This is a genomic window from Pseudomonas uvaldensis, assembly GCF_021271205.1.
GTDB lineage: Bacteria > Pseudomonadota > Gammaproteobacteria > Pseudomonadales > Pseudomonadaceae > Aquipseudomonas > Aquipseudomonas uvaldensis.
Map to the genome: position 1 here is coordinate 142,190 of NZ_JAIWKS010000004.1, position 12,252 is coordinate 154,441.

15 protein-coding genes are annotated in these 12,252 nt (G+C 61.0%); 9 read left to right on the forward strand and 6 right to left on the reverse strand.

Translation table 11 applies throughout. The annotated features are described in order from the left end of the window. The first annotated feature begins 234 nt into the window (after positions 1–234). Positions 235–372: a hypothetical protein gene (locus LCU97_RS10420; RefSeq protein ID WP_003178782.1), complete on the forward strand. Its 138-nt coding sequence runs from the start codon at positions 235–237 to the stop codon at positions 370–372. 91 nt (positions 373–463) lie between these two features. Then, on the forward strand, positions 464–1,429 hold the full coding sequence (locus LCU97_RS10425) for a M29 family metallopeptidase (protein WP_232776319.1): 966 nt from the start codon (positions 464–466) through the stop codon (positions 1,427–1,429). A 218-nt stretch (positions 1,430–1,647) separates the two neighbouring features. On the opposite strand, the gene rluB is transcribed toward LCU97_RS10425, so the two are convergent. The 5 genes from rluB to LCU97_RS10450 form a co-directional block, all read right to left on the reverse strand. Next, the gene (gene rluB / locus LCU97_RS10430) at positions 1,648–2,865 is read right to left on the reverse strand and encodes a 23S rRNA pseudouridine(2605) synthase RluB (RefSeq protein ID WP_053147162.1); all 1,218 of its coding nucleotides are present in this window, start codon (positions 2,863–2,865) and stop codon (positions 1,648–1,650) included. Between the two features lie 301 nt (positions 2,866–3,166). Next, positions 3,167–4,108, reverse strand: coding sequence for an SMC-Scp complex subunit ScpB (scpB, locus tag LCU97_RS10435; RefSeq protein WP_232776321.1), 942 nt, complete (start codon positions 4,106–4,108; stop codon positions 3,167–3,169). An 11-nt stretch (positions 4,109–4,119) separates the two neighbouring features. Then, positions 4,120–4,818, reverse strand: a complete 699-nt coding sequence (locus LCU97_RS10440; protein ID WP_172679585.1) for a segregation and condensation protein A — start codon at positions 4,816–4,818, stop codon at positions 4,120–4,122. A 132-nt stretch (positions 4,819–4,950) separates the two neighbouring features. Then, entirely contained in the window at positions 4,951–5,580 is a 630-nt protein-coding gene (locus LCU97_RS10445) for an L-threonylcarbamoyladenylate synthase (protein WP_053147156.1), read from the reverse strand. A gap of 13 nt (positions 5,581–5,593) precedes the next feature. Next, positions 5,594–6,457, reverse strand: coding sequence for a PHP domain-containing protein (locus tag LCU97_RS10450; RefSeq protein ID WP_232776323.1), 864 nt, complete (start codon positions 6,455–6,457; stop codon positions 5,594–5,596). Positions 6,458–6,544: 87 nt separating this feature from the next. On the opposite strand from LCU97_RS10450, the gene LCU97_RS10455 reads away from it, so the two are divergent. From LCU97_RS10455 to LCU97_RS10480, 6 genes are all read left to right on the forward strand, one after another. Continuing rightward, positions 6,545–7,141, forward strand: a complete 597-nt coding sequence (locus tag LCU97_RS10455; RefSeq protein WP_053147443.1) for a septation protein A — start codon at positions 6,545–6,547, stop codon at positions 7,139–7,141. 1 nt (position 7,142) lies between these two features. Next, on the forward strand, positions 7,143–7,442 hold the full coding sequence (locus LCU97_RS10460; RefSeq protein WP_053147152.1) for a YciI family protein: 300 nt from the start codon (positions 7,143–7,145) through the stop codon (positions 7,440–7,442). 122 nt (positions 7,443–7,564) lie between these two features. Next, complete coding sequence (locus LCU97_RS10465; RefSeq protein ID WP_053147150.1) at positions 7,565–7,975, forward strand: translation initiation factor 2; 411 nt, start codon at positions 7,565–7,567, stop codon at positions 7,973–7,975. A 7-nt stretch (positions 7,976–7,982) separates the two neighbouring features. Next, complete coding sequence (locus tag LCU97_RS10470; protein WP_053147148.1) at positions 7,983–8,660, forward strand: response regulator transcription factor; 678 nt, start codon at positions 7,983–7,985, stop codon at positions 8,658–8,660. A gap of 267 nt (positions 8,661–8,927) precedes the next feature. Then, positions 8,928–9,362 carry a Spy/CpxP family protein refolding chaperone gene (locus tag LCU97_RS10475; RefSeq protein WP_232776325.1) on the forward strand — a complete coding sequence of 145 codons (435 nt, stop codon included), beginning with the start codon at positions 8,928–8,930 and terminating at the stop codon, positions 9,360–9,362. Positions 9,363–9,428: 66 nt separating this feature from the next. Next, complete coding sequence (locus tag LCU97_RS10480) at positions 9,429–10,769, forward strand: sensor histidine kinase (protein WP_232776326.1); 1,341 nt, start codon at positions 9,429–9,431, stop codon at positions 10,767–10,769. A 19-nt stretch (positions 10,770–10,788) separates the two neighbouring features. Here LCU97_RS10480 and LCU97_RS10485 read toward each other — a convergent pair whose 3' ends face one another. After that, positions 10,789–11,223, reverse strand: a complete 435-nt coding sequence (locus LCU97_RS10485) for a multidrug/biocide efflux PACE transporter (RefSeq protein WP_053147142.1) — start codon at positions 11,221–11,223, stop codon at positions 10,789–10,791. 91 nt (positions 11,224–11,314) lie between these two features. Here LCU97_RS10485 and LCU97_RS10490 point away from each other — a divergent pair, with 91 nt between their 5' ends. Beyond that, positions 11,315–12,169, forward strand: coding sequence for a LysR family transcriptional regulator (locus LCU97_RS10490; RefSeq protein WP_232776328.1), 855 nt, complete (start codon positions 11,315–11,317; stop codon positions 12,167–12,169). Positions 12,170–12,252: the final 83 nt, after the last annotated feature.

The window sequence follows — 12,252 nt, forward strand, 5'->3', positions numbered from 1 at the left end:
AGCTAGCTAATTAAAAAATCCCCTAGCCAGCTGTTTTTGAATGAGTAATTTCCCCTCTCGAAAATGGAATAAAAAGTTCATACGCAAAAAATAAAAATTTTATTTTGCATTCCAAAAAACCCTCGACTAGGTTTTAGCGACTTGCCCAAGCATCCTGCCGGCAAGCCTTGCGAGGCCGTTTTCACTCACCGAATCGCCCGCAAATTTCCGTAAAAGTCATCTAGGAGATTCACTATGCAAGCACTGGACAAAGACTTGGAAACCGAACTGCAACTGGACGAATGGTTTGAAGCGCCAACCCATGAAGCCGCCGTTGAAATGATGCAAGCCGACGCCGTCGTTCCGTTCGGCACGGCGATGTGGCCTCTGTAGGCATAATCCGGCGGAGGCGGTCCGGCCGGTCGACTCCGCCACTATTGCCCGTTGTCAGGGAAGCAGATTCATTTGTCAGGGAAGAATAAGCATGGACACACAACGAGCCATCTCACATTTCCTTTACTACCTCGAACACCACCCCGCCCTGGCCGGTATCCAGCCCGCCAAGGTGCTGCTCGGCCACACCGCTGACTACGAAGCCCTGACCGGTGCCATTGCCGAACAGGCCGACAGAGGCTCGCCCTTCCGGTTCAGCGCCATGCGCCTGGACCTCGAACCCACGGAACGCCTGTCCCGGGCGATTGCCGACAGCGATTTGTACATTTTCTTCTATGACTCTTCCACCCTGCCCAACCCACGTCCCGACGGCCCGGAATTTGTCCGCGCGCTGCAAGGCGTGATGGCGGAAAACTGGAAGAAGTCGCTGCTGTTCAAGGACTACGGCGATTATTTCTACGACACCTTCAGTGTCATTCCCCAACGTATCGCAGGGCTCAACAGCCACCTGATCCGACGCATCTCCCAGGCCACCACATTGAGCTTCCAGGACGATCGCGGCTCGTATTTCGACACGGCCCTGAGCAGTGTGAAGAAGTGGACCGACATCAATGGCGTCGGCAACTACGACCTGGCGCCGGGTGAGATCGCAACCCACAGCGACACGATCAATGGTCGTGTGAATTTCGTTGGCACGTTTCTCAGCACTATCCCGTTCGCTCGCAAATATGGCGTGCTGCAAGCGCCGCTGGAATTGTGGATCGAAGATTCCACCATTCAGAAGATCGCCACCGACGTGCCGGGCCTGGAACACGACTTCAACAAGTACCTGGACGCCAACCCGTCCAATCGACGCATCGAGGAGCTGGGCATTGGCACCAACGAAGGGGTCAAGAGCCTCTATGCTCGCAACGCCGGTTTCGAAGAGCGCCATTGCGGCCTGCACCTTGGACTGGGTGGCGGGGCCAAGGGCAGTCACCACTTGGACCTGATTTTCGAAAGTGGTGTGCTGGCGCTGGACAATGAGCCGATGTTCGATGGGCGGTTTGTGCTTTAGGCCAGGATGGTGGGCTACTGGCGCATCGCGAGCAGGCTCGCTCCCACAGGTAACGGTGTTGAACACAAGTCATCCATTCACCGAAGATCCCATGTGGGAGCGAGCCTGCTCGCGATGGCGAACTCATCTGCACTGCATCACTAAAGCCGGACAAAAAAAACGCCAACCCAACGGTTGGCGTTTTTCTTGCCGCTTACAGCTAGCCGCTCACAGCGACCTCACTGCGGCTTACGTCGCCCAAATCCTGGACGCTGACCCGATCCGGCCGGCGCACCGCGGCGCTTGCCCGACGGCGCGTCGCGATCTACCAGGGAAATGCCGGGGCGCTTCTTCGGCGCTGGCTTGGCCGGACGCTTGACGTCAGCCGGGCGCTCGGCCACCGGCGTGCCGCGACCTTCGCCACGCTCAGTCCGACCATTGGCCGGACGTGGCGTGCGTGGGCCGCGCTCGCCGTCCTGGCGAGGCGCAGGCTTGCGGGCCGGGCGTTCGCCTTCCAGCTGCGGCTCGCGAGGCGCACGTGGGCCGGCCGCCGGGCCATCGACCGCAGGACGCAACGTGCGCACACGCTCGGTCTTGCCCATCGGGCGCGAGGACTTGCGCTGCATCCGCTCCAGCTTGTCCTTGCTCTTGGCCGTCATCTGCGGCATGGCCACAGGCTTGAGGCCTACTTCAGCGGCCAGAATATCGACTTCCTGTTGGCTCATTTCGCGCCAACGGCCCATCGGCAGGTCGGAGTTGAGGAACACCGGACCGAAACGCACGCGCTTCAGACGGCTGACCACCAGCCCCTGGGATTCCCACAACCGCCGCACTTCACGGTTTCGGCCTTCCATCACCACGCAGTGGTACCAATGGTTGAAGCCTTCGCCACCCGGCGCCTGCTTGATGTCGGTGAAACGCGCCGGGCCGTCTTCCAGCACGACGCCAGCCTTCAGGCGCTCGATCATCTCATCGTCGACTTCACCGCGTACACGTACAGCGTATTCACGGTCCATCTCGTAGGACGGATGCATCAGACGGTTGGCCAGCTCACCGTCGGTGGTGAACATCAAGAGACCGGTGGTGTTGATGTCCAGGCGACCGATGTTGATCCAGCGACCTTCCTTGGGACGCGGCATCTTGTCGAACACGGTTGGGCGACCTTCCGGGTCGTCACGGGTGCAGATTTCACCGTCGGGTTTGTTGTACATGATCACGCGGCGCACCGTTTCGGCGGCCTCTTCGCGCTTGATCACCTTGCCGTCGATGGTGATGGCATCGTGCAGGTCGACGCGCAGGCCCAGGGTGGCCTCTTTGCCGTTGACCTTGATGCGGCCCTGGGTGATCCAGGTTTCCACGTCGCGGCGCGAACCGACGCCGATGCGAGCGAGGACTTTTTGCAGCTTCTCGCCGGCTGGGCCGATTTCCTGGCTGTCGTTCTGGTCTAGGTCTTTCATACTGGGCACCTCCCGGTGTGAGCGGATCAGGCCTGGCCTGACACGTTGAAAACAGGTCGTTTGGCGACAGGTTCGCCAAAGGGTCGCGAATCATACGCCCGTTGAGGCGTTTGCGCATCAGAGACTAGCTGAACGCCCGGGATTCAGTTTTTTTTTCCGCCGACTGGTGGCTCGCCGCCCCTCTTGTGGGAGCGGGCTTGCTCGCGAAAGCGGCGTATCAGTCGACATCCATTTTGAATGTCAGTCCGCATTCGCGAGCAAGCCCGCTCCCACAGGGGGCTGCGGAGTTAATGCATGAGGATCAATCGTCGAACTGGCGCCGCTCATTCTCGATCGCTTCGGCCAGGGCGCGGGCTTCGGCTTCTTCTTCGCTCAGTTCGGGTTCGGGCTCGCGTGGTTCGAGGGCGGCGACGGCGGCCAGCAACTTTTCCCGGGCTTCGGCCACGCCGAGGGGGTCATCCTCGGGTTCGGGTTCAGGTTCGAGTCCGGGCTCAGGCAATCCCTGCGCCTCGTTCTCAATTTCCGGACCGTCCCGCAGCAAGTCGTCAAAATCGGTCTTGAGACCTTCCTCCATGGTGTCCAGCTCCAGTAGCAGCGAGTGGAAGCTGGTTTCCTCCTTGGGCTCCTCCGGCTCGGCGCTGGCATCGGCCAGGTCCTGCAAGCCCTGGGGCACGGGGGCGTCGTCGAATTCGAGCATCGGCTCGGGCTCCAGCTCCCGCAGCTCGGCCAGCGGCGGCAATTCGTCGAGGTTCTTCAAATTGAAATGGTCGAGAAAGGCCTTGGTGGTGGCGAACATCGCCGGTTTGCCCGGCACGTCGCGATAACCCACCACCCGGATCCACTCGCGCTCCAGTAACGTCTTGACGATATTGCTGTTCACGGCCACGCCCCGCACGTCCTCGATTTCGCCCCGGGTGATCGGCTGGCGATAGGCAATCAAGGCCATGGTTTCGAGCATGGCACGGGAGTAGCGCTGCGGTCGCTCCTCCCAAAGGCGACCGACCCAGGGCGCGAATTTTTCGCGGATCTGCAGGCGGTAACCGGAGGCCACTTCCTTGAGTTCGAAGGCCCGGCCTTCGCAGGATTTGCCTAGCAGTACCAGGGCTTTCTTGAACACAGCCGGCTCGGGCCGCTCGCCTTCTTCGAAGAGTTCGAACAGGCGCTCCATCGATTGCGGCTTTCCCGAGGCCAACAGGAAAGCTTCAAGCAAGGGTGCCAGCTCGCGGGGTTCAGTCAGATTCATTGATTTGCTCGTTATTCGGCTCGGGCCCGCACGTGAATCACGGCGAACGGCTCATTTTGCACCAGCTCGACCAAGGATTCCTTGACCAATTCCAGGATCGCCATAAACGTCACCACCACTCCAAGGCGTCCTTCCTCGGCGGTGAACAGCTCGACGAAGGGTACGAAGCCGCCGCCCTTGAGCCTGTCCAGCACGTCGCTCATGCGTTCTCGGGTGGACAACGCCTCGCGGCTGACCTGGTGGCTTTCAAACATATCGCCCCGACGCAGGACCTCGGCCATGGACATCAGCAATTCCTCCAGACTCACGTCTGGCAACAACTTGCGGGCGCGGGCCTCGGGGGCATCGAGCTTGGGCACCACCACGTCACGCCCGACCCGACTCAAGCCGTCGATGCCTTCGGCCGCGGCCTTGTAGCGCTCATATTCCTGCAAGCGTCGGATCAGGTCGGCGCGGGGATCGTCCTCCTCTTCCTCGATCTCGGCCGAGCGCGGCAGCAACATCCGCGACTTGATCTCGGCCAGCATAGCCGCCATCACCAGGTATTCGGCCGCCAGCTCCAGGCGCACCGACTGCATCAACTCGACGTAGCCCATGTATTGGCGAGTGATCTCCGCCACCGGGATGTCGAGAATATTGATGTTCTGTTTGCGGATCAGGTACAGCAGCAGGTCGAGCGGCCCCTCGAAGGCTTCGAGGAACACTTCCAGGGCGTCCGGCGGAATGTAGAGGTCCAGGGGCATTTCCATGACCGCCTGGCCGTAGACCATGGCGAACGGCAGCTCCTGCTGAGCACCGGCCTGGCTGTCTGCAGGGTCCACCGCGGTTTCCACTGCGGACATTCAGGCCTCGACCATGAACGGGGTCGGGTCGCCGCAGCCGACGCGCACCACCTGCGGCTCGCCATCGGCGAGGTTGATCACGGTAGACGCCTTCATCCCGCCGAAACCGCCATCGATGATCAGGTCGACCTGATGTTCGAGCAACTGACGAATCTCATAGGGATCGGTCATCGGCTCGGTCTCGCCGGGCATGATCAGGCTCACGCTCATCAGCGGCTCACCCAGCTCCGCCAACAGCGCCAGGGAAATGGGGTGGCTGGGTACCCGCAGGCCGATGGTGCGTTTTTTCGGATGCAACAACAGTCGCGGCACTTCACGGGTGGCGTTGAGGATGAAGGTATAGGGACCAGGCAAATGGGCCTTGAGCAGCCGGAAAGTGCCGGTGTCGATCTTGGCAAACAACCCCAGTTGTGACAGATCGCTGCAGATCAGCGCGAAGTTGTGCTTGTCGTCCAGTTGACGCAGGCGTCTCACTCGCTCCACCGCGTTTTTGTCGCCAATCTGGCAGCCGATGGCGTAGGAAGAATCGGTGGGATAAACCACCACGCCACCGCCACGAATGATTTCTACAGCCTGTTTGATCAGGCGCGCTTGCGGGTTTTCCGGATGAATCTGGAAAAATTGACTCACGTGTTCTACCTGTTCAGACGGCGGCGGTAACGGGATCATGTTTGAATCTACACCAAAGCGGTGGCAGATCTTCGGGCAGCGGGCGGTACTCACCTATCTCGGACCAGCCTCCCGGGCCATGGAAATCACTGCCGGCGCTCACCAACAGCCCGAACTCCCGGGCCAGGATCGCCAGGCTGCCGACCTGCTCGGCCGGTTGGTGACCGTTGACCACCTCGATGGCATGGCCCCCTGCTTGAATATAGTCGGCTATCAGACGACGACGCTTGCTACGCGTGAAATCATAGTGCCAGGGATGTGCCAGGCTGACCCAGGCGCCAGCCGCCCGCAATGTCCCGACGGTGTCCTCCAGCGTCGGCCAATGCTGCTTGACGTCTCCCAACTTGCCGGCCCCCAGCCATTTGCGAAACGCTTCGGCGCGATCCCGAACGAAACCGGCGCGCACCATCCAGTCGGCAAAATGCGGTCGGGCCGGTGCGTTGCCGCTATCACCCAATTCCTGCTGGATCTGCCGCGCCCCGTCCAAGGCACCGGGCATGCCCTTGAGGGCGAGCTTGCGACTGATCTCTTCGGCCCGCAGCCAGCGTCCGTCGCGCAGTGCGGCAATGGCCTGGACCAGCGGCGGTGCATCGACATCGAAGCCGTAGCCCAACACATGAATGGTCGCCCCGCCCCAGGTGCAGGACAACTCGACACCGTTGACCAACTGCATGCCCAGCGCCGTCGCCGCGTCACGGGCCTCGTCGAGGCCTTCGAGGGTGTCGTGATCGGTCAGGGCCAGGACTCGCACGCCGTGCTCGAACGCCCGCGCCACCAGAACCGCAGGCGCCAGGGCGCCATCGGAGGCCGTGCTATGGCAGTGCAAATCAACATTCACAGGGGGTCACTACCTCAAATCAGCTGGCCCTATCGCGGCCAAGGATGTTTGTTATTATGCCGCCACATCCTGCTTCTGGCTGCCATTGTGAAACAATTCATCGACTTCATCCCGCTTCTGCTGTTTTTCATCGTCTACAAACTTGACCCTCGACCCCTCGATATTGCCGGTCACTCCTTGACCGTAGGCGGTATCTACAGTGCCACGGCCGTGCTGATCGTCAGTTCCCTGGTGGTCTACGGCGCCCTTTTCATCTCCCAGCGCAAGCTGGAAAAAAGCCAGTGGCTGACCCTCATTGCCTGCCTCGTGTTCGGCAGCCTGACCCTGGCCTTCCACAGCGAAACCTTCCTGAAATGGAAAGCCCCGGTGGTCAACTGGCTGTTCGCCCTGGCTTTCATCGGCAGCCACTTCATCGGCGACCGCCTGTTGATCAAGCGCATCATGGGCCACGCAATAAGTCTGCCGGAGCTGATCTGGACCCGGCTGAACATCGCCTGGGTCGTTTTTTTCCTGTTCAGCGGTGCCGCCAACCTGTTCGTTGCGTTCACGTTCCAGGAGTACTGGGTCGACTTCAAGGTATTCGGCAGCCTGGGCATGACGCTGTTGTTCCTGATTGGCCAGGGCGTCTACCTGTCCCGTCATCTGCACGACGCCGATTCCACTACGCCAAAAACCGAGGACTGACATGCTCTACGCAATCATTGCCACCGATGTCGCCAACTCCCTGGAAAAACGCCTGGCCGCTCGCCCCGAGCATCTTGCGCGCCTGCAACAACTCAAGGCCGAAGGCCGGGTCGTACTGGCCGGTCCGCACCCGGCGGTCGATAGCAACGACCCGGGCGCCGCTGGCTTTAGCGGCAGCCTGATCGTGGCCGAGTTCCCGTCCCTGGCCGATGCCCAGGCTTGGGCCGAAGCCGATCCGTTCGTGACCGCCGGCGTCTATGCCAACGTCGTGGTCAAGCCGTTCAAGCAAGTCTTGCCGTAACCCGATACGCAATGGGCCTTCAGGGCTCATTGCGCTCAATGCTGCCAATTGCTCATTGTTCTCGTTTGCCTGCCGACAACCTGTCTAATCTGTCTAATCTCGACTGGAATTCAGGAGTGACAATGCGCAAAGGTCCGTTGTGCCTGTTATGGGTCATGTTGGCGGTCGGGTCACCCGCCCATGGCGAAGAAAACACCGAGGGCAGCCACTCGGCGCCGTTGTCGCTGAGCGCAGGCAGCCAGATCACCGAACTGCAGCAACGCTTGAAAGAAAGCGAACGCCTGCGCGAAGAACTGACACAGCAATTACAGAACGCCAACAGCGAGCGCGAGAGCGCCTTGTTGAGCCGGTTGCGTCAGGAGAATCAACGCTTGAAGCTGCAACTCAAGGAAGCCCAGGCCAGCCCGCTGCCGCGTCTGTTGACCGATCAACAGCAATGGTTCGTCATCGGTGCCGGGGTAGCGCTATTGGCCCTACTCTGCGGTATCTTTGCCAGCGGTGGACGTAGACAACGTCGGCAATGGCTAAATTGAGTGATTCATGAGCGAGCTGTTACTGATTGATGATGACCAGGAGCTGTGCGAGCTCCTCGGCAGCTGGTTGGGCCAGGAAGGGTTCCTGGTCCGGGCTTGCCACGATGGCCAAAGCGCCCGCAAGGCCCTGGCTGAAACGGCTCCGGCGGCGGTAGTGCTGGATGTGATGTTGCCCGACGGCAGTGGCCTGGAATTGCTCAAGCAGTTGCGCAGCGATCACCCGGAGCTGCCGGTGCTGATGCTCTCGGCCCGTGGCGAACCGCTGGACCGCATCCTCGGCCTGGAACTGGGTGCCGACGATTACCTGGCCAAGCCCTGCGACCCACGGGAACTGACCGCCCGCCTGCGCGCCGTCTTGCGCCGCAGCCACCCCACGGCAGTGTCCAGCCAGATCGAACTGGGAGACCTGACCTTCAGTCCGGTACGAGGCGTGGTCTGCATCGATGAACAGGAACAGACCCTCACCGTTTCCGAAAGCCGTCTGCTGGAAGCGCTGCTCAAGCAACCGGGCGAACCGCTGGACAAGCAGGAACTGGCGCAGCTCGCCCTAGGCCGCAAGCTGACCCTGTACGACCGCAGCCTGGACATGCACGTCAGCAACCTGCGCAAGAAAATCGGCCCCCACCCCGATGGCCGCCCGCGCATCGTGGCCCTGCGTAGCCGGGGTTACTACTACAGCCTCTGACCCATCGCCCCCCCCTTGTGGCAAGACTGGACTGTGGGAGCAAAGCTTGCTCGCGATGCAAGCGCCTCGGTTTTCTGGGAGATCGCGTTATCTTCATCGCGGGCAAGCCTTGCTCCTACAGAGCCGGGTGCTTGGCATTCAAGATTTGTAAACCTTGCGCCAAAACCTCTTTACCCAAGCTTTACCGACCCCTGACCGCCGCTGACCTTGATCTGCGTAATCTGCACACATCCGGAACTGACCGGGAACGAGACAAGGAGATACACCATGCGCAAGACCCTCATCGCTCTGATGTTCGCTGCTGCCCTGCCCACGGTCGCCATGGCCATGCCTGAAGGCCCTGGCCCGACGGGTCCGATGGACGGCCCACGCCACGGCCAGATGCACGACAGAGGTCCGTACAGCGAACTGGACCTGACCCACGAGCAGCGCCAGCAGATCCGCCGGATCATGGGCGAACAGCGCCATGAGCGGCAGGAATTGGTAGAGAAGTACCTGGCAAAACTGTCGCCGGCCGACCAAAAGGCCATGGAGGATGAAATGAAAGCCCGGCATGAGAAAGTCGATGCCCAGATCCGGGGCCTGCTCAAGCCTGAACAGCAGAAGGAATTCGACGCGATCCAGAAGAAACAGGCCGAACGTCGCGCCGAATGGGCCGAGTTCAAAGCCTGGAAGGCGCAACAGCCGCAAAAAGCGCAATAATGCGCTGATGCATTCCAGCCCAACGGTCGATGGCCGTTGGGCTTTCTTTGTTTGCGAGGATTTACCGTGCGTTCATTGTTCTGGCGCATCCTGGCCAGTTTCTGGCTGGCGATCACCCTGGTTGCAGGACTTTCCATTCTGATGGGCCACATGTTGAACCAGGACGCGTGGATTCTCAGCCGTCACCCTGGCCTCAACACCCTGGCCGAGAAGTGGACGCAAACCTACGAAAGCCAGGGCGAAGACGCCGCCCAGGACATCCTGCAACAGCGCAAACGCCAGTATCACATCGACGTCCAGGTGCTGAACGAAAGCGGCGACCCGGTGGTGCGCGGCACTTTCCCCCAGCGTGCCGCGGCCTTCGAGGCGCGCCAGAAGAACGATGACCGTCGCCTGCCCTGGCGACGGCTGACCGATGAGTTCACCAGCACCAAGACCGGCGACACGTATCTGTTCATCTATCGCATTCCCCATCCCGAACTGGACGCCTGGCACCGCGACAGCCTGCTCTGGCCCCTCAGCGCCTTGGGCATCGCACTGGTAGTGCTGACACTGTTCAGCCTGCTGGTGACTTTCTCCATCACCCGCCCGCTGAACCGCTTGCGCGGCGCCGTGCATGACCTGGGACAGACCACCTACCAGCAGAACAGCCTCGCCAAGCTGGCCAACCGCCGCGACGAGTTCGGCGTATTGGCAACCGACTTCAACCGCATGGGCGCACGCCTGCAAAGCCTGATCGGCAGTCAGCGCCAGTTGCTGCGGGACGTGTCCCACGAACTGCGCTCGCCCCTGGCCCGGCTGCGCATCGCCCTGGCATTGGCGGAACGAGCCAGCCCCCAGGAGCGGGAAAACCTATGGCCACGCTTGACCCGCGAATGCGATCGACTGGAAGCGTTGATCAGCGAAATCCTGGTGCTGGCCCGGGTCGATGCCGACAACGCCAGTGCCGAAGAGGTGGACCTCAACGGTTTATTGGTCGCCCTGCAAAAAGATGCACAGCTGGGGTCACCGGAACAAAGCGTGCAGCTGCAGGCCGAACCGAACCTCACCCTCAAGGGCTGGCCGACCATGATCGAACGGGCGGTGGACAACCTGCTACGCAACGCCCAACGTTTCAACCCGGCGGGACAGCCCATTGAAATGCGCGCGGTGCTCCAGGGAGAGCGGATCACGGTAAGCGTGCGCGATCATGGGCCGGGGGTGGACGCCGCGCACCTGGGTCAACTGGGTGAGCCGTTCTACCGTGCGCCAGGCCAGACCGCTGCCGGGCACGGCCTGGGCCTGGCCATCGCCCGTCGTGCCGCTGAGCGCCATGGCGGCACGCTGGTGTTGGCCAATCATCCTGGCGGCGGGTTCATCGCGAGCCTGGAATTACCGCTGGTGCCGGGCGCGATCGTGCAGCCGTGAAGCGGCAAATCGAAGGTGATCAACGAAACCCACGGCTCACCAGCATTCGCTCGCGCACCAGGTCATAGACCCAGTGGTAGCCATAGGTGTACGGCAGGAAAAACAACAGCACCCCAATATCCAGCACAAATGCCTGCCATAGGCTGATCTTCAGCCACCACGCCACCAACGGCACCGCGACCGCCACCAGGCCCCCTTCAAACAGCAACGCATGGACAACCCGGACCCAGGCGTTGCGCACGATCCCGAAGCGTTTGAGCAAACGGTCGAACGCACCGTTGAACAACACGTTCCACACCAGCGCCAGCGCCGCAATAGCGACCGTTGCCACTCCCATGTCGAACAGCGGTTTATCCATGATCCAAGCCAGCAACGGGGTACAAATGAAGATTGCCAACAGTTCAAAGCCAATGGCCTGGAGGACACGCTCAAATACGGTTTTCTGGACGTTCATTCCATCACCCCTGCAAAAGAAGACGTGGTGATCATCCAGCGCCGGAGCGATACTTCAAAACCATTAACCATCGATCAAGGCGATACTTTGAATGATTTCTCATGAGGTATTGACGGCGTTTGTCCAGGCCGCCGCCCAAGGTTCGTTCTCGGCCGCCGCGCGCAAGCTGGGCAAAAGCCAGTCGACCATCAGCGCCGCGGTCGCCAGCCTGGAAGACGAGCTGAACCTCATCCTCTTCGACCGCAGCAGCCGTAAACCGACCCTGACTCCGGCAGGACACGTGGTGTTGCAACGCGCCGAGGACATACTTGCGGCCAGTCACCGCCTGGAAATGGCCGCCAGCCAGCTGTCCGAAGGCGTGGAAGCAAAATTCACCGTGGCGATCTCCGATACTTACCAATCCGATCGCTTCGAAGCAGTACTCGGCGCGTTCGAGCAACGCTATCCGGACCTGGAGCTCGAATGCCTGATTGCCGAATGCGACGATTTGATAGCGTTGGTACAACAGGGCCGGGCCCATCTCGGGCTTGCCGAAACGCAGGCGGGGTATCTGCCGGATCTCACCAGTGCGACGGTGGATGAGCGCACGGAAATCGCCTTGTTCGTTTCAAGGCAACACCCACTGGCCAAACTGGAGGCGGTAGACGAACTAGCGTTGCAACGTCATCGCCAGCTGCGCCTGGCAACCATCATCAACCCTTACGAAACTCGAGCCCAGGGTCGGGTCTGGTCCGCTCCCAGTTACCTGATGCTGCTGGAAATGGCGCTGGGGGGCTTTGGTTGGACCCCGTTGCCACGTTGGCTGGCGGCACGTTTCGGCGCCGGAAAATTGCAGGAGCTGAACGTACGTGGCTGGCCAAGGCTGGTATCGGTCGATGCCGTCTGGTCGAAACGATACCCACCGGGCCCAGCGGGAAGCTGGTTCCTGGGCAAGATGCTGGAATGAATAAGCACACTCGCTGGACCAAACGATAATTCCTCTTATTCAAACTGCCCCGCCCTGTTAGACTTTGCGCCCTCTTTTTACCC